Origin of the sequence: Pseudomonas sp. UFMG81, from assembly GCF_015354575.1 — a bacterium.
Lineage (GTDB): Bacteria > Pseudomonadota > Gammaproteobacteria > Pseudomonadales > Pseudomonadaceae > Aquipseudomonas.
This window is the reverse complement of the sequence record NZ_JACAFQ010000003.1, coordinates 117,110-134,896: the sequence shown is the minus strand read 5'-3', so window position 1 is coordinate 134,896 and position 17,787 is coordinate 117,110. Positions and strand designations below refer to the sequence as shown.

15 protein-coding genes are annotated in these 17,787 nt (G+C 58.5%); 10 read left to right on the top strand and 5 right to left on the bottom strand.

Annotation, left to right across the window (positions count from 1 at the left end; genetic code table 11):
• Positions 1-58: 58 nt before the first annotated feature.
• The 6 genes from IX761_RS03665 (at position 59) to IX761_RS03640 (ending at position 6,635) form a co-directional block, all read left to right on the top strand.
• Positions 59-1,378 (top strand): tyrosine-type recombinase/integrase, encoded by a 1,320-nt coding sequence (locus IX761_RS03665; RefSeq protein WP_182408717.1) that lies wholly within the window; start codon positions 59-61, stop codon positions 1,376-1,378.
• Between the two features lie 929 nt (positions 1,379-2,307).
• On the top strand, positions 2,308-3,288 hold the full coding sequence (locus IX761_RS03660; protein ID WP_194788382.1) for an integrase domain-containing protein: 981 nt from the start codon (positions 2,308-2,310) through the stop codon (positions 3,286-3,288).
• Positions 3,285-3,560 carry a hypothetical protein gene (locus IX761_RS03655; protein ID WP_194788274.1) on the top strand — a complete coding sequence of 92 codons (276 nt, stop codon included), beginning with the start codon at positions 3,285-3,287 and terminating at the stop codon, positions 3,558-3,560. Before IX761_RS03660 ends, IX761_RS03655 begins: the two co-directional genes overlap by 4 nt.
• 584 nt (positions 3,561-4,144) lie before the next feature.
• Positions 4,145-4,990: a hypothetical protein gene (locus IX761_RS03650; protein ID WP_194788273.1), complete on the top strand. Its 846-nt coding sequence runs from the start codon at positions 4,145-4,147 to the stop codon at positions 4,988-4,990.
• Complete coding sequence (locus tag IX761_RS03645) at positions 4,987-5,352, top strand: hypothetical protein (protein ID WP_194788272.1); 366 nt, start codon at positions 4,987-4,989, stop codon at positions 5,350-5,352. The genes IX761_RS03650 and IX761_RS03645 overlap by 4 nt, the downstream gene beginning before the upstream one ends.
• 251 nt (positions 5,353-5,603) lie before the next feature.
• Positions 5,604-6,635: a reverse transcriptase family protein gene (locus IX761_RS03640; protein ID WP_194788271.1), complete on the top strand. Its 1,032-nt coding sequence runs from the start codon at positions 5,604-5,606 to the stop codon at positions 6,633-6,635.
• Positions 6,636-6,890: 255 nt separating this feature from the next.
• Here the strand turns inward: IX761_RS03640 and IX761_RS03635 are convergent, their stop codons facing one another.
• Positions 6,891-7,106, bottom strand: coding sequence for a hypothetical protein (locus tag IX761_RS03635; RefSeq protein WP_194788270.1), 216 nt, complete (start codon positions 7,104-7,106; stop codon positions 6,891-6,893).
• 168 nt (positions 7,107-7,274) lie between these two features.
• Between IX761_RS03635 and nirK the strand changes: the two genes are divergently transcribed.
• The gene (gene nirK / locus IX761_RS03630; RefSeq protein ID WP_194788269.1) at positions 7,275-8,405 is read left to right on the top strand and encodes a copper-containing nitrite reductase; all 1,131 of its coding nucleotides are present in this window, start codon (positions 7,275-7,277) and stop codon (positions 8,403-8,405) included.
• A 490-nt stretch (positions 8,406-8,895) separates the two neighbouring features.
• Positions 8,896-9,345 carry a winged helix-turn-helix domain-containing protein gene (locus IX761_RS03625; protein WP_194788268.1) on the top strand — a complete coding sequence of 150 codons (450 nt, stop codon included), beginning with the start codon at positions 8,896-8,898 and terminating at the stop codon, positions 9,343-9,345.
• Positions 9,346-9,395: 50 nt separating this feature from the next.
• Here the strand turns inward: IX761_RS03625 and IX761_RS03620 are convergent, their stop codons facing one another.
• Positions 9,396-9,809 (bottom strand): type II toxin-antitoxin system HicB family antitoxin, encoded by a 414-nt coding sequence (locus IX761_RS03620; protein WP_194788267.1) that lies wholly within the window; start codon positions 9,807-9,809, stop codon positions 9,396-9,398.
• 17 nt (positions 9,810-9,826) lie between these two features.
• A complete protein-coding gene (locus IX761_RS03615; protein WP_194788266.1) occupies positions 9,827-10,018 on the bottom strand; it encodes a type II toxin-antitoxin system HicA family toxin in 192 nt (63 codons plus the stop codon).
• A 321-nt stretch (positions 10,019-10,339) separates the two neighbouring features.
• Between IX761_RS03615 and IX761_RS03610 the strand changes: the two genes are divergently transcribed.
• Positions 10,340-12,010, top strand: coding sequence for an FMN-binding glutamate synthase family protein (locus tag IX761_RS03610; RefSeq protein ID WP_194788265.1), 1,671 nt, complete (start codon positions 10,340-10,342; stop codon positions 12,008-12,010).
• Between the two features lie 30 nt (positions 12,011-12,040).
• Here the strand turns inward: IX761_RS03610 and IX761_RS03605 are convergent, their stop codons facing one another.
• Positions 12,041-13,360: an OprD family porin gene (locus IX761_RS03605; RefSeq protein WP_194788264.1), complete on the bottom strand. Its 1,320-nt coding sequence runs from the start codon at positions 13,358-13,360 to the stop codon at positions 12,041-12,043.
• 559 nt (positions 13,361-13,919) lie between these two features.
• Between IX761_RS03605 and IX761_RS03600 the strand changes: the two genes are divergently transcribed.
• Positions 13,920-16,028: a TonB-dependent receptor gene (locus IX761_RS03600; RefSeq protein WP_194788263.1), complete on the top strand. Its 2,109-nt coding sequence runs from the start codon at positions 13,920-13,922 to the stop codon at positions 16,026-16,028.
• A 541-nt stretch (positions 16,029-16,569) separates the two neighbouring features.
• Here the strand turns inward: IX761_RS03600 and aguA are convergent.
• Positions 16,570-17,676, bottom strand: coding sequence for an agmatine deiminase (gene aguA / locus IX761_RS03595; RefSeq protein WP_194788262.1), 1,107 nt, complete (start codon positions 17,674-17,676; stop codon positions 16,570-16,572).
• Between the last annotated feature and the right edge of the window lie 111 nt (positions 17,677-17,787).

Below are 17,787 nucleotides of genomic sequence, written 5' to 3'. Positions count from 1 at the left end.
AGCGTTAATAAGGGTACTTTTAAGGATACCTACCAATTCGACATTGGAAAGTACCCTTATGGCTCGCACAACAGCTCCCCTTACCGACAACGCCTGCCGCACTGCAAAGGCTCGCGAACGTGAGTACAAGCTTTTTGACGGCGATGGCCTTTACCTGCTCGTGAAGCCCAACGGTCGCAAAGGCTGGCGGCTCAGGTATGTGAAGCCCGATGGTCGCGAGGGCCTGACCTCACTCGGCAATTACCCGGTGGTCGGGCTGGCTGACGCTCGCCACAAGCGCTTCGAGCTCAAACAGCAGCTCGCCAACGGCATTGACCCTATCCAGTCCAAGCAGCAGGCCAAGGTGCAAGCCGTGATCAATGGCCGAACCTTCGAAAGCGTTGCGCTCGATTGGTATGCCGGGATGGTGCCGAAGTGGGCGCCGGGCCACGCTAAGACTGTGCTCAGCCGGTTGAAGACTCACGTATTCCCTTTGTTAGGTGCCAGGGCAATCGTTGAGTTGGACACACACGACCTCATGCAGCCACTGGAGGCTGTGACGAAGCGCGGCACCATCGACGTGGCGCTCAGGATCAAGAACTACCTGCAAAGCATCATGCGCGAAGCCAAACGGCTGCGACTGATCACGGCGAACCCGGCTCACGATCTCGATGGCTCGATCAAAACGCCACGGGTTACACATCGACCCGCACTACCCTTATCGCGGTTGCCTGAGCTACAGGCGCGTATCGACGGCTACAAAGGTCGCCCGCTCACGCGCCTCACGGTGATGCTATCGCTGCACGTGTTCGTGCGCTCCAGTGAACTGCGCTTCGCCCGTTGGAACGAGTTTGACCTCAAGCGTGGCATCTGGGAGATCCCCGACACCCGCCCGGCGCTGGACGGAGTACCCTTTTCCACAAGGGGTACAAAAATGGCCGGGGATATCCACGTTGTACCCTTATCGCCGCAGGCAGTGGCCTTGCTTGAGCAGATCCACGCGATCACCGGCAAGTTCGAGCTGGTGTTCGCGGGGGATGCCAAGCCGTGGAAACCGATGTCCGAGAACACGGTTAATGCCGCGCTCAGGACGATGGGCTACGACACCAAGGTGGATATCTGCGGCCACGGGTTCCGAGCCATGGCGTGCAGTGCGCTGGTCGAGTCCGGGCTGTGGTCAGAGATAGCGATCGAACGCCAGATGAGCCACAAGGAACGCAACAACGTGCGCGCCGCCTATACCCACAAGGCCGAGTTCCTCGAAGAGCGCCGGATGATCATGACCTGGTGGAGCCGGTTTCTGGAGGCGAACCGCGAGGACCATGTGACGCCGCATGAGTTTGCCAAGCAGACGGGCGAGAACGTCACGCGGCTTCGCAGTGCCAAGAGAACCGAGTAACCCGCCGCACCACCACCTCAAACTCGCTGTGAAGTTACCCACAGCACCGCATTAAGCTCCTCCGCGCGGGTCCTTTCAAACGGGGCTGCAAAGCCGCCCCGTTTGAAAGGACCATACCTAAGAAAAAAACTGCTGGCACAGAGTACGTCTGTGGAAAACCACTGATGTCCACCGGGGGACAGTTTTATCCACAGGCGCTAAATCCCTGAAATCGCTTTGCTTGACGAATATTGTCCACAGGCGTAGACCGGGAGTTGCAAGCGCTGTCGATGACAGCACCCCAGGTGACCCGAACCTTAAAGGTCACGCCGCTCCCGCGGTGGTTCTCCCCAAGGGCGATTCGCATCCGGCAGCTCGCCCGGTCACTACCCATGTGATGGATGCTCTTACACAAATAGCGCTCGTGCGCCAGATACACCGTACCTCGCTGCCCTGCAGCAACCTATCCGCTTGGCCGAATACTGCGCCAACCTGTGCCCGTCTCTTTCTGTGGAAAGAGACGGGCACTCCTAACACTGCTGCAGCCCAGATCGCATATGGCTTTGCGGCAATCCCCCTCGTGACAATCGGCGTGACAAACGCCGATGTCACCAGCAACAGCGCTGTAGATGATGGTGCCGCAGACCAGGGAATGGACTGCACCTGACTGACAGTCAGGCATGCCCCGGTCATCGCACTGCTGCGTTCACCCGGCTCAGGATCTTCAGGCGCTGGTTTAGTCAGCCAGCTCTGCCTCCACCCGCCCACCGGCAACGGTGTTCAGGAGGCCAGATCATGAGATGCCCTTGCTCCCGGACGTAAGGAGCCGCCAGTCCCGCGAAGAGGACATTCCCCACAGGTCGCAGGGGCCTTGATCCCTGATAACACTCAACATTCTTGGCGGGATGACGTGGGGCGAGGATCGGAGAACGGAAGATGAGGTGACCGATATGGCATTGGTAGGTAGACGCGATGGTCGTAATTTCGGTTACGGCAGGCAATTGAGCTATGCAGGACCGCAAGCGCTGAAAGACATGTTCGGCGGCGGCCACTACGGCACGGTCAAGGCGCACTGTGATCGGTGGCAGGCATTCGTGAAGTGGTGCCGCTCAGAACACGGGCCGGGTATCAATGATGCGCGGCAGATTGATCGGAAGGTGTTGGCGGACTATGCGGCGTGCCTACGCGACATGGTTAGGCGCGGTGACCTTGCTATCAGCACCGCACAAAACCGACTATCCAGCGTTAACAGAACCATGGCGGCGCTTCGCGGTGATAAGTGCGTGAAATTGCCCAGCCCGAGCAAGGCGTTGGGAATGCAGCGCAGCGGTGTTCGACAGTCGGTGCCGCAAGGCCAAGACCGCGAACAGGTTAAGCAAATCGTCGACGCGCTTTGCAGCCGTGGTCAGAGACGGGCCGCGGCGATCGTCCTGTTGGCGCGAGCTACCGGAATGCGATTGCGAGAAGCCATCTTGGCTGACCTGCCACGGCTAAGCCGTGAGGCTAACGATCTACATAGGATTAACATTCAGGATGGGACCAAGGGTGGCCGCGCCGGCGCCACGGCGCCACGTTGGGTTGTGGTGGACGACCATGTTCGTGAAGCACTCAGGTTCGCACAGCAGGTATCGCCTGCGGGTAGCCGCAACCTGATTGCGCCACACGGAAGCTACCTAAGTCTTCTGCAAGAAATCATCCGCCCTGCGCGGGACATCCTGCATGCACACAACCTTAAAGGCTTTCATGAGCTACGAGCCGCGTACGCATGTGAGCGCTATGAACAAATCACCCAACACCGAACGCCGATCAACGGCGGCCAATGCTGCCTGGTCAATAGGTTCCTTGATCGTGAAGCCCGGAGGCGAATCAGTTACGAGCTTGGGCACGGTCGGATCGATGTGGTTGCGGCCTACATTGGAGGACGGATATGAGCAAGCCATTCGATATAGAACTGTTCTTGGTTGGGGTCCTAACCGGCTCGCAAGCAACTCAGAAACGCCATCTACACCAGGCAAAAATCATCCAGGCTGAAATTGAAGTGCGCTGGCAGCGAGAGACGCCTTGGAGTTGGCAGAGAAAACATTTGGCTTGGTTTCTCGAACACCATTTGCGCCAACGCAGCAATGCTACGAGGTATTACTACTTGCTGACGGTCCGGCTGCTCGTTCGACGATTGGAAACGTCATGGGTATTCAAATCCTAAGAGGAACCTGATGATACTAACCACGACCGATAGCAATCTCACCAACTGGGACAGACTTGGATACCACTCCTGCTCATTTTGGAAGGAAATTTTTCAACGGGCTCATGCCGTTCATGAAGATACCAAAATACGTCTCCAATACGCGCTAGCCCCTAAAAAAACACGCTAACGCGCACTAGGACCGGTCAAATATGCAAACTAAAATCTTCAATACAATCAGTAATATCAAAGAATTCCGCAAACTCTCTCCAAATCAAAAATTACGACGCAACGTGCAAAATTAATATAATAAAATTATAAATTTTTGAGCAATCGACTTAGAAAAAAGCTTCCAGCAAATTGTAGCTTCACTTCACTACTTAATCCGCGCCCGGACACCATCTCAGAATAGCCTGGATATCTAACACCTTCAACCACACCCCACATCCGGATGAGGGCAGCATGTGATGATCTGCGCTTACCTGAGAGCATTGCCGCGTATTGAAAGAGAAATTCTTGTGCTGAATGGCTTGTAGCCATTATTATATCTGGCTATCATGCAACCTCTTGTGAAAGCGGGATCAGTTCAGGCGAACAGCACGACAATGAAAAAAGAACAGTTTAATTTTGTGCTCAACATAGTCAGGGCTCAGCCATGGCTGGGAGACAAGATAGATGAGCTTGAACATGTTCTATTTTCTGAATGTCAGTGCGATGCATCCAGGCAGCTCATCTCCGAAATAATAGATAAATTTCTTTATGTAAATAGAGAGAACAACTACTTACTCATAGAAAGCCTAGCCAGCGAAATAATTAACGAGTATTCGGACCGCGAATCCACCACATTAATAACCGCAATGGGTACTGGCTCCGCAACTGACAGCTCACAGCTTATCGCATACACTTTAAAGCCAATCATGGAAAAGAAAAAGTGGCGACGCCATGCGATAATTAATGATTTTGGAGCCGTATATAAGCAATACAAAAGAACAGGTCATAATCACATAGTTTTAATCGATGAGTTTGTTGGCTCGGGGCAAACAGTGCTAGGAAGGGTTGGGTCAATCCATACTCAATTAAAAAACGCTGGCGTGCTTGACTATTCTATTTCAGTTAAAGTATTAGTTTCCACCGAACTTGGCTATGGAGTAGTTACTTCTGCCGGCATTGAAATGTCCGCACAAAAACTCATAAAGAAGGGCATTGATGATTATTACTCTTTAGAGGATGCTGCTCAATACCGCGACTTAATGAGAGCTATTGAGGGCAACCTTTCTACAGAGTATGAAGGCAGAGAAATGCCCAGTCTCGGCTACAATGATGCTCAAGCAGCATACTACCGAGAAGATGGAAACACCCCAAATAGTGTTTTCCCCGTTTTTTGGTGGGCATTTGATTGCAACGGCAAAGAACGGAACGTGTTAATGATTAGAGCCATGGGGGACGCATGAATTTTCACCCTAAAGTGGAACGTGACCTCATACTCGCCGATGTGAAGTTACTTTACATTCTCTTAGCGTCATCAAACGGTTTAGAGCCATTCACCATTTACCGCAGAAGCAGGTTTTCGCTAAAATTTTTCCTAGAAAGATACGCCCGACTTCTTAAATCTGAATTAGTTGTTGAGAACCTGGGTGTAGCGCGCCTATCAGAAGCGGGCGAAATAAATGCTAAAGCAGCATTACCCAGATTAGTCTCTATGAAAAAGGAGTGGCGCGATGCACCTGCACATTTTTTGCGCCCGAAGCTTTTAGACGACTATTACATACCTAATGTTCATCTGCTAAGCAAAAAACGCTTTCAAACCAAATAAAAATACAGTATGATCGCGCCGCCTGCAGAGGCTAGTACGTAGGAGTGTAGTCGCTCCCCGGGTAAGGTTCCCGATAGCCAGTTGTAGTAACTTCAGCGATGAAGCGTGCTGAAGTTACTACACTTACAAAACGCTTCGCGTTTTGACGTGGTCCCACCCATCCGCAATTTCGCTGCGCGAAATTACAGATGGGTAAAACAAAGTCAAAAGCAAAGCAGCTAAAGTAAAGAAGGTAGCCTCTGCAGGTTTTTATGAATGACATACTTATAAAAAAATGGCTAAATCACTTCAGAAAACGTGGAGTTTCTGAGGAGCTTATTGGTGTCTATTCGGACTACATCAGAACTCTTGCGGGCAACTCTGTCCCTGTAATCTTTGAGTTCGAACATTTGTCTCGCCTGATAGGTATTGATCAAACTCGCTTTCGTGCGATGGTGAACTCAACCTCTTCTTTTTACAGAACTTTTCACATTAAAAAAAGATTAGGCGGACGAAGAGAGATATGCAGCCCTTTTCCTTCTTTGCTAATTTGTCAAGACTGGATATATAGAAACATCTTACTTAACGTACCAGTCCACCCCTGCGTTCACGGTTACGTGCCCGGCAAATCAATCTTCACTAATGCTGCCGCGCACTTAAATAAAAAATGCATATTGAAGATGGACATAAAAAACTTCTTCCCCTCAATTAAAATTGACTGGGTTGCAAACTTTTTCAACCAGCTTGGATATGCCGACAACGTAGCATTTTATTTAGCCTCCTTATGCTGTAAAAATGGTTCTCTTGTTCAAGGGGCGTCGACCAGCCCATACCTAACGAACATATTACTACGTAGTTTGGACCATAGGCTTTCTAACCTCGCTAAAAGCTACAACATGAGCTATACGCGCTATGCTGACGACCTGACATTTTCTGGCGAATACATCCCTCATAGCGTTATTGGCATTGTAGACTCAATCATATCCGACTTTGGTTTAAGAGTTAATACTGCTAAAACCAGGCTGCAAATAGCCAGAAACCAGAAAATTGTCACAGGCCTATCTGTTGCCGGTGAATCAATATGCGTACCGAGAAGCTTTAAGCGCGACCTAAAAAAAGAGTTGCACTTTATTCGAAAGTACGGTTATCAATCGCATTTATCAAAAAAGAAAATCAGAAAACCTTTTTATATTGACTCGCTGATTGGAAAAGTGAATTTTTGGTTGCAAGCAGAACCTGCTGACCCCTACGCAACTAAAGCGCTATTCATGCTTCAAGAGATACAGCAAGGTAATGTTATATAGCACCTTCATCTACGCTTGATGCATTATTTATAGGACGCTACTTAAAACTAGGCTAATTGGTCTTAAGTTTACTCTCCTTACGCCTGCCCAATGCCATACGGGTGCCAAAGGATACTTTTAGGGATAGCCACTCTAGAATAAGTAAAATTAACATCTAGGAATCATGAGCTTAGTTATTTTTTCGACTCCTGGTGCCGCACCATATTCAAAAAGCCTCGACTTCGGTCGGGGCTTTTTCGTTTCCAGCCGCCTGACTCACTCCTGCAACAACGCCTTCTGCAACTTCCTGATCTCCGGCCCGCTGAGCTCCAGCGCCACATGCTTGCCCTCCTTGCCCAACCCATTGATCAAGACAATCCCCCCCTTGAAGAAGCTCCGCTCCTGGGCCAGCGGATAGAGGGCGATGATGTGATCGACGCTGATCACATACTGGCGATGGTTGCTCACCTCGAAACTGACGAACCGGCTCAATCCCTGTGCTCCCTGATCGCTGCCAGCAGCAGCCCGTGCACACAGAGTAGCTCTGCGCCATCACAACGCGGGATCGCCCGCTGCAATTGTTGTTTTCGCTCAATAAACCCTGCTTGTGAAAGGGGTATTCCTGCACCGACGGCTTTCGTCGACTTAAGGAGAAGTCCCATGAGTGAGCAAGAAGGCTTGGCCCTGACCCGCCGTGGCATCCTCGCCGGCGGTTTGTTGCTGGGCGTCGGCGGCAGCGTGTTCGTCGGCGGCCAGGCGCATGCCGCGCAACCGGCACCGGTGGATATGGCTCGGCTGGAACGGGTCAAGGTCGAGCTGGTAGCGCCGCCCCAAGTCCATGCCCACAGCCAGCGCGCTCCCGGCGGGCCACGGATCGTCGAGTTTCGTCTGGTCATCGAGGAGAAGGAGCTGGCCGTCGACACCGCCGGCGCCTATATCCACGCCATGACGTTCAACGGCTCGGTGCCCGGCCCGCTGATGGTGGTCCACGAGGGTGACTACGTGGAACTCACCCTGGTCAACCCACCCAGCAACAGCATGATGCACAACATCGACTTCCACGCTTCAACCGGCGCCTTGGGTGGCGGCGAGCTGACCCATGTGCAACCAGGCCAGCAGGTGCAGCTGCGCTTCAAGGCCGACCGCGCGGGTGTGTTCGTGTACCACTGCGCCCCCGGCGGGGCGATGATCCCCTGGCATGTGGTGTGCGGCATGAACGGCGCGATCATGGTGCTGCCGCGTGACGGCCTCAAGGATGGCGAGGGCCATGCGCTGCACTACGACAAGGTCTGGTACATCGGCGAGCAGGACTACTACATCCCCCGTGACCAGGACGGCAAGTTCAAGCGCTATGCCACGCCCATGGCCAGCTTTGGCGACATGAGCCAGCTGATGAAGGGGCTGGTGCCGAGCCATGTGGTGTTCAACGGCAGTGTCGGTGCCCTGACCGGCAAGCAGGCATTGACCGCCAAGGTGGGCGAGACCGTGCTGATCGTCCACTCGCAAGCCAACCGTGACACTCGCCCGCACTTGATCGGCGGGCACGGCGACTACGTGTGGGCCTCGGGCAAGTTCGCCAACCCGCCGCAACGCAACCTGGAAACCTGGTTCATCCCCGGCGGGGCGGCGGGCGCGGCGCTGTACACCTTCCGCCAGCCCGGCCTGTACACCTACCTCAACCACAACCTGATCGAGGCAGTGATGCTGGGCGCGGCGGCGCATGTGCAGGTTGAAGGGCAGTGGAACGACGACCTGATGAAGCAGGTGCAGGCTCCCGGGCCGATCAGCTAGCGGAGTTGGTCCCGATCAGCTCCGGCCGTACCGAACGGGTCTACCGTGGCTGCGACGTGTACCACCCGGCCTGCGCTGGGGCTGCTTCGCAGCCCATCGCCGGCAAGCCGACTCCACCTCCTATGGGTTTGCACGTGCACTGTAGGAGCGGCCATGCCGGGGCGCCGGACCGGTCGGAATGGGCCGCAAAGCGGCCCCGGCGATCTTGGACGTACTCGAGATCCTGGGGGCGCTGCGCACCCCTTTCGCGACACAAGGCCGCTCCTACAGATTCATGCGCATGACAGTTGCTCCCACGGGCTCACCGGCGCGCCATGGGCAGATTGAGGCGCAGATGCGCTCTACCATAAGTGGGAATATTTCGTATTTGCAGTTGATATTTTGTTACGATAACCCGTATTCGCCCCGTCGGTTCCATGGACGGTATGTATGGGGAGGCAATCGATCGAAATGAGCAGTGAAGCTCCCTCTGCACAGGTACCCCACAGCGATGAGCATGACCCTGCTGGTCGTCGACGATGATGACGATAACCGTGAACCTCTTTGCAACTCCCTGACCGATACCGGCTACAAGACGCTCGCCGCTGCCCGGGAAGAACAGGTGGTGCTCGATGAAGAACCCCTGATTTTCGCCGGCTTCAGCCTGGACCCGATCAAGCACCTGCTGACTCGCCCCGATGGTCAATCGCAGCCCCTGCCCCGCTCCGACTGCCGCGTGCTGTGTGAGCTGCTGCAGGCCGATAGCCGCGTGGTGTCACGTGATCAGCTGACCCGCAGCGCATTCGGTCGCGACCATCTGCCGGACGACCGCTCGGTGGACATGTGCATCAGCCGCCTGCGCCAGCAATTGCGCCGCGCACCTGCCGCCGGTGCGCAGATCCTCACTATCCGTAACCAGGGCTACTTGCTGAGCCTTGGTAGCGCCCGCTCGGGCAGCTGAAGTACTGGCAGCGGTAACCGCTCCGTTCGCTTACGGCTAGGGTCAAGGCGTTACTTGCACTCGCCCTGGAGGATCCTCAAGGCGGCTTCGGCCAGGAACCCCGAACGGCTCTTGTGCTCGGGGTGGCTCTGCACGTAGCTGTCGATGCGGGTGAGCAGGTAGGCCGGCAGGGTGATGTTGAGCTTCTCGGCCTTGCCCAGATAACGGGTGATGTCGATATCGATCAGCGCCCAGGTGCAGCCGGCAAAGGCCGGATTGGCTGCATGCACGGTCACCTTGCTGGCCTTGGGGATCTCCTGTTGGTCCTGGGCGAGCAGTTCGAGATGGCCCTCGATCGCCTCGCGCGCCATGGCGATGGCGTGGTCGAGGTCTTCGCCGGCCGAGAAGCAGCCGGGGATATCCGGTACTTCCACGCCCCAGGCGTGCTGCTCGTCACCGGCAAGGATGGCGATGGGAAACAACATGGTGTTGGCTCTCCTGGTCAGCTGGCATAACCGATCCGCGCCTGGCGCAAGATGCTGGCCGCCGTGGCGGGCAGCAGATCCTTCTTCGGGTGCGGGATGGTTACCAGGCCGCTCTTGTGGGGGTGCTTGAAGTGGTGGTGGCTGCCCTTGGAACGCACCAGGTACCAACCATCGGCTTCGATCACCGAAATCATTTCACGGCTGTTCATGACCCTTCCTTGGGCAAGTCGCAGCGGTGGTTAGTATAACCACCGAAGCAAGATTATCAACACCATACCCACCAGGCTGATACGGGGGGACCGAGGAAGGAGTATGGACAGCTTGCCCGGCCAAACCTGGGGAGAAGTGATGCGGGATCTTGCGTGGCGGGCTGGAGTTTTCGCTGAGTTTGCCGGCCTCTTCGCCGGCAAGGCCGGCTCCTACGGGTTTACAACCCTGGGTGCAGGTAACAGTCTTTTACTGAAACCTCAGGTTTTCCGCAGGCGGGCTTTGCCTATCCTAGACCGGGTCATCCCGCCTGCGATGGATCCATGAAAGCCTCTCTCCCCAGCCGTTACGCCTGCCTGGCCCTGTGCCTTGTCTTCACTGCCGCCAGCCTGCCGCTACTGACCACACACCCTTGGCTGTGGCCGTTCACCCTGGTCACCGCCCTGCTCAGCCTGGTCGGCCTCAACGACCTGCGCCAGAGCCACCACGCAGTGCGCCGCAACTACCCGATCCTGGGCAATATCCGCTACCTGATCGAGACCATCCGCCCCGAGATCCGCCAGTACCTGATCGAGGGCGACGACGACAAGCTGCCGTTCTCCCGCGCCCAGCGCTCGCTGGTCTACGCCCGGGCCAAGAACGAGAGTGCCGAAAAGGCCTTTGGCACCTTGAACGATGCCTACAAACCCGGCTTCGAATTCATCAGCCATTCGATGCTGCCGGTACCGATGGCCGACCCGGCGTCGTTCCGTATCCGCATCGGCGGCCCGCAGTGCACCCAACCCTACTCGGCCTCGATCTTCAACATCTCGGCGATGAGCTTCGGCGCACTCAGCGCCAACGCCATCGCCGCGTTGAACAAAGGCGCACGTCTGGGCCGCTTCGCCCATGACACAGGCGAAGGCAGCATCAGCCCCTACCACCGCAAGCACGGCGGCGACCTGATCTGGGAAATCGGCAGTGGCTACTTCGGCTGCCGCACCGAGGGTGGCCAGTTCGACCCCGAGCGCTTCGCCGTGCAGGCCCGCGACGGCCAGGTGAAGATGATCGAAATCAAGCTCAGCCAGGGCGCCAAGCCAGGGCACGGTGGCATCCTGCCGGGGCACAAGGTCAGCGCCGAAATTGCCACTACCCGTGGCGTGCGTGAGGGTCAGGACTGCATCTCGCCGGCCGCGCACAGCGCCTTCAGCACCCCGGAAGAACTGCTGCGGTTCGTTGCCCGGCTGCGCGAGCTGGCCGGTGGCAAGCCGGTGGGCTTCAAGTTCTGCCTGGGCCACCCGTGGGAGTTCATGGGCATCGCCAAGGCCATGCTGGCCACCGGCATCACCCCGGACTTCATCGTCGTCGACGGCAAGGAAGGCGGCACCGGCGCCGCGCCCCGGGAGTTTTCCGACAACATGGGCGTGCCGCTGCGCGAAGGGCTGATGTTCGTGCACAACACCCTGGTGGGGCTGAACCTGCGCCAGCACATTCGCATTGGCGCTGCGGGCAAGCTCGTCAGCGCCTTCGATATCGCCAGCGTGCTGGCCATCGGCGCCGACTGGGTGAATTCGGCGCGCGGTTTCATGTTCGCCATTGGCTGCATCCAGTCGCAGAGCTGCCACACCAACAAATGCCCGACCGGCGTGGCCACCCAGGACCCGCTGCGCCAGCGTGCGCTGGTGGTGCCGGAAAAGGCCGAACGGGTCGCCAGCTTCCACTGCAACACCCTGCATGCCCTGGCCGAGATGCTCGCTGCCGCCGGCCTTGACCACCCAAGTGAGCTCAAGCCCAAGCACCTGGCGCGGCGCATCAGCCCCAGCGAGATCAGCCTGTTCTCGCAGCTGCACACCTTCCTCAAACCGGGGGAGTTGCTCGGTGGCGCCATCGACAACGCGTTCTATGCACGGATGTGGCGCATGGCGCGCAGTGACAGCTTCGCGCCTGAGACGGGAGAAATCGAGGTGACGCCGACCGCGCCGGCCGTACGCCGCAAAGAAACAGCCCCGGCATAGGCCGGGGCTGCGGGTGACGCGGGATCAGGATCAGAAGATGCTGATCGGGTACTCGACGAATACGCGGACTTCGTTGCCGTCGTCGTTGTAGCCGCTGCTCTGGACTGCGTTGTTGGTGCGCAGGAACGAGCTGCGCAGCTTGATCGACAGGTCCTTGGCCGGGCCTTCCTGGACGACGTAGCGGATCTGGTTGAAGATCTCGCGCTCCTTGCCCTCGCCGAAGCCTTGCGGGGTGCCCACGGTGCGGGTGTTGATGTTGTCACCCACTACATAGGCGAGCTTGTAGGTCAGGCCCGGTACGCCGAAGGCGCCGAAGTCCAGGCCGTAGCCCAGCTGCCAGGAACGCTCGTCTTCAGCGTTGAAGTCGGACCAGTAGGAGTTGGCCAGGTAGATGGTCGAACCACCGTCACCCACACCACCCGCGCTCTGGTAGCCGCTGTAGTTGTAGCCGGTGCTGCCGGTGCTGCGCTGGTGCGCCAGGGTGAACGAGTGCGGGCCGTAGGCGTAGGTGGCTGCCAGGCTCCAGATGGTGTTGGAGTCGCCGGTCAGTTCGGCGCTGCGCACGAACTTGCTGTCGATGTCCGACTTGTAGCCGTTGAAGTCCAGGGTCAGGGACTGGTCGCTGGCGATCGGGAAGACGTAGTTCAAGCCCAGGTAGTGCTTCTTCATGACGTCTTCGTTGTCTGCGGTGTACAGCGCAGCGGTGAAGTTGTCGGTGAACTTGTAGCTGCCGCCGAACACGTTGATCGACTTCAGGCCGCCGCTGTCACGCCCTTCGGCGCTCTTGCGGGCTTCCTGGGTGAAGCGACCGGCGTTCAGCTCCAGGCCCTTGATCTCTTTGGAGGTGATCAGGGTGCCGGTGAAGCTTTCTGGCAGCAGGCGGCCGTCGTCGTAGTTCAGGACCGGCAGGACCGGCATCTGGTCACCGTACTTGAGCACGGTGTTGGAGATGCGGAACTTCACGGCAGCGCCGGCGCGAGCCAGGTCGTGCGGGCTGCTGGCGTTGCCGTCGGCGTTCTTGGTGTTGTGCGGCTTGAAGAAGTCGACGCCACCGCCACCGTTGTGGCCTTTGCCGCCGTCCAGACGCACGGCGTACAGGCCGAAGGCGTCGACGCCGACACCCACGGTGCCTTGGGTGAAGCCGGAAGAGAAGTTACCGATGAAGGCCTGGCCCCATTCGATCTGGTCATCGGTGCCGTGCTTCTTGTCACGGTTGATGTAGGCGTTGCGCAGAAGGACGTTGGCGTGGCTGTCCTCGATGAAGCCCTTGCTTTCGGCCTGCTCGTTGGCCTGTGCCTGGGTCGCGGCGATCATCGCCAGGGCGACCAGGCTGATCCTGGTTTTCAACATGTTATTTTCCTTATTTCTTAATCAAAAACGCGCTGCATTCGAACGCCCAGAACCAACGCCCCTTCGTAGGTTCGACGCTATGCGGATCCAGCCGGAAGGCCCGCAGTTGCTCTGCGGCGGGCCTTGCAGCCCCATGGCCAAGTCATGGCCAGCAGGCGTAGAGGCCGAATCCTAGCCCTGCCTGCTTATACATGTCAAAAAATCGTGAAATGCAGGTCGATATAACCAAAAATTTGCGCCAGTGCAGTGCATTTCCATGCCCTTTTGCCCTCTGCCTGCGCAATTTTGTCTCTTTAATGAAAATTCAGTGGCCGACACATGGCTGTCATGTTCACCCACTGATCACCGGCTGCATGGCCCATCGCCGCTCATAACGCCCGTAGGAGCCGGCCTTGCCGGCGAATGCGCCGCACCTGCACAAAGGGCTCCCCCTTCTGAAAGACCTAGTTACAAAGTGATACATATGTAAAGACAAGCCTTTACGAATAGGCAAGCAATAGTAAATAGCAAGCATTACCATTCGCGCCCTATTTCTCACTTGCCTACCTGGATGTCTGCAATGCTTGCCCCCAGTCGCCTCTCGCCCCTGACCCTGGGCCTGTCGCTGTTATTCAGCGCCGGCCTGGCCAGCGCCGCCACCACCACCCTGCCGGAAACCGCGGTCACCGCCGACAGCGAACGCGAGGAAGACAACCCCCGCGTACGTGAAGTCAGCACCGCCACCCGCACCTCGACCCCGGTGCGCTACGTGCCCCAGGCCATCGACACGGTGAAGACCAGCAATGTGCTGGACTATGGCAGCAGCACCCTGGGCGAAGCGCTGGAAGGCATCCCCAACGTCAGCAGCGGCGCCGACACGCGTTTCGACAGCGTGCGCATCCGTGGCTTCGAGGCCAGCAACGACTTTTACCTGGACGGTGTGCGCGACGACAGCCAGTACGTGCGCGACCTGCACAACATCGAGCGGGTCGAGGTGCTCAAGGGCCCAGCAGCGGTGCTGTATGGCCGTGGCAGCCAGGGCGGCATCGTCAACCGGGTGAGCAAGGCCCCCGAGCATGGCCGCCGCTCCACCATCGAGGCTCGCGGTGGTAGCGAAGACCTGCGCAGCCTGTACGCCGACCTCAGCGCCGACCCCAGCGACAACATCAGCCTGCGCCTGAACATGGGCAACGAGGACAGCAACAGCTTCCGCCATGGCGTGGACGGCAACCGCCAGCTGTTCGCCCCGTCCATGAGCTGGCAGTTGAACCCCGACCTCAACTGGCTGGTGCAGTACGAGTACAGCCGCTACAACCGCACCCCGGACCGTGGCATCCCCGGCAACCCGTTGACCGGGCGCCCGGCGGACGTCAGCCGCAGCGCCACCTATGGCGACACCCAGCGCGACTACATCGACGACCGTGCCCAGTCGCTGCGCTCGCGCCTGAACTACCAGCTCAGCGACAACTGGCAACTGCGCCACACCCTGGGCCTGTTCAAGCTCGACAGCGAGTTCGACAACACCTACCAGACCGCCTACAACCCGCGCACCAACCTGGTTACCCGCCAGCGCTGGCAGCAGGACCTGAACACCCGCAACCTGTTCAACAACCTCGAAGCCGAGGGCGATGTCAGCACCTGGGGCCTGGAGCACAAGTTGCTGGTGGGCCTGGAGTTCGGCAGCCAGCGCCGCGACCCGACGCTGTACAACGCCGCTACCTCCGGCCCTGGTGCCCGCCCGGTACCGGCCCTGAACCTGTACAGCCCCAACCGCAACCTGCAGCACAACGGCCGCATGGCGGTGTCGAGCAACAACCACACGGTGGTCGAGAGCCGTGGCGTCTACCTGCAGGACCAGATCCGCCTGAACGACCAGTGGCAGATCCTCGCCGGCGTGCGTTTCGACCAGTTCGAGGTGGAAACCACCAACAAGCTGCGCAACCTCTCCGAAAAGCAGGACGACAACAGCTTCAGCCCACGCTTGGGCGTGGTCTACACCCCCTGGCGCGACCACTCCTTCTACGCCTCCTGGAGCAAGACCTTCTCGCCCGTCGGTGGCGGCCTGATCGGCATCACCCCGGGTGCGGCCGGCAATACCAACGAGACCGATCCGGAGCTGACCCGGCAGAAGGAAATCGGGGTCAAGAGCGACTGGTTCGACGAGCGCCTGACCACCACCCTGGCGCTGTATGAGCTGGAGCTGTACAACCGCCGCACCCGCGACCCGAACGACCCGAACATCACCCTGACCACCGGCCTGCAGCGCTCGCGCGGGATCGAGCTGACCGCCACCGGCAATGTCGTGGGCAACTGGTATGTGCGCGGCGGCATCGGCCTGCAGGACGCCAAGATCGTCGAGGACAACAACGGCCAGGAAGGCAACCGCATCAACGACGTGGCCCGACGCAACGCCAGCCTGTTCGTGACCTGGAAACCGGAGCTGGGCTGGTACGCCGAGACCGGCCTGACGCTGGTGGGTGACCGCTACGCCGACAACCAGAACACCGTGATCCTGCCGGGCTATGGCCGCTGGGACGCCCTGGCCGGCTACCGCACCCATGACTGGGACGTGCGCGCGGCGCTGAAGAACATCACCGACAAGACCTACTACGACTCGGCGACCAGCGCGGCGCAGATCCAGTACGGCGACCCGCGCAGCCTGGTGGTGACAGCTTCTTACAGCTTCTGATCAGGCCTTTCGCAAGCAGTTATCTCGGCGCGGTGCCATCCACCGCGTCGCCTGCTTCGCCAGCAAGGCTGGCTCCTACGGGTTGTTCGCTGGCCCACCAATGAAAACGCCACCGCAATTGCGGTGGCGTTTTTCGTTGCGACAGGTTCCTTCCCGCGTCAGTGCCACACAGCCAGCAGCGCTTCAAGCTCTGCATCGCTGATCAGCCCCTGAGGGTATCGCCCGTCCAGCAGACGTCGTGGGTCGGTCTTCCTGACCCGGATGCTTCCATGGTGTTTCAACCACTGCGCCAAGATTTTGAGCGATTGGTGATTAACTGCCGATGGGGGCCTAGCCGACTCACTTGCTGCATTCATTTCCACACGCACTCCCTGGGCCCGTGAGCGGCTAACTTACGTAATGATTGTTACAGAACAGCTAAGCGCTATCTCTCTGAAACACAATGAAAAAACAATACAAGACGTATGCCATTTGCCGCCGCCGGCCGTCGCCAGGCACAAAAAAGCCCGTCAGGTGACGGGCTCTTCTGTTCAGCCAAGGATCAGCGCTTGAACGGCGCCGGTTGCTGCTGGGTAAGGCAGTGGATGTTGCCGCCACCAAGCAGCAGCTCGCGACCGGGGATCATCACCACTTCATGGTCCGGGAAGACCTTGGCCAGGATGGCTCTGGCCTGCGCATCGGCGGGGTCGTCGAAGCTCGGGGCGATGATGCCGCCGTTGACGATCAGGAAGTTCACATAGGAGCCCGCCAGGCGCACCGACGGGTCGCGCTCCTGGCTGCCGGCCACGTGATCGACCCCGGCACACTCTTGCTCGGTGGCGAACAGCGGGCCCGGGATCGGCATCTTGTGCACCACGAACTCGCGGCCCTTGGCATCGCGGCTGTTTTTCAGCACATCGAAGGCGGCGTGGCAGCGGGCGTAGTTGGGGTCCTGGGGATCATCGGTCCAGGCCAGTAACACTTCACCTGGGCTGACGTAACAGCAGAAGTTGTCGACGTGGCCGTCGGTCTCGTCGTTGTACAGGCCATCCGGCAGCCACACGATGGTCTCGACCGCCAGGTGCTCGCGCAGGATCTCCTCGATCTGCTCGCGGTTCAGGTGCGGGTTGCGGTTACGGTTGAGCAGGCACTCTTCGGTGGTGATCAGGGTGCCTTCGCCGTCGACGTGGATCGAACCACCTTCGAGCACGAAGCCTTCGGTGTGGTAGCGCTGTACGCGCTCCATCTCCATGACCTTGGCGGCCAGTTCCTCGTCACGGTTCCACGGCGCGTACAGGCCGCCGTCGAAACCACCCCAGGCGTTGAAGCCCCAATCCACGCCACGCACCTCACCCTGGTCGTTGATCACGAAGGTCGGGCCGGTGTCGCGCACCCAGGCGTCGTCGTTGCTGATCTCAACCACGCGGATGTTGGCTACATCGAGCTGGCGACGGGCGTTCTCGTACTGGCCGGCGGACACCGCCACGGTAACCGGCTCGAAGCGGGCGATGGCCTTGGCCAGGGTCACGTGCGCGGCCTGCGCCGGCTTGCCGCCCAGGCGCCAGTTGTCCGGGCGCTCCGGCCAGACCATCCACACCTGGGTCTGCGGGGCCCATTCGGCGGGCATGTGGAAGCCGTCGGCGCGGGGAGTCGTGTTGAGGGTTTTCATCGATGACCTCTGGAAAACAACTGGCGAAAGGGCGGGGCGCGCCGCGCGCACCTTTCGCGGCACAAGGCCGCTCCTACAGGGAATCGCGTCCTCCTGTAGGAGCGGCCTTGC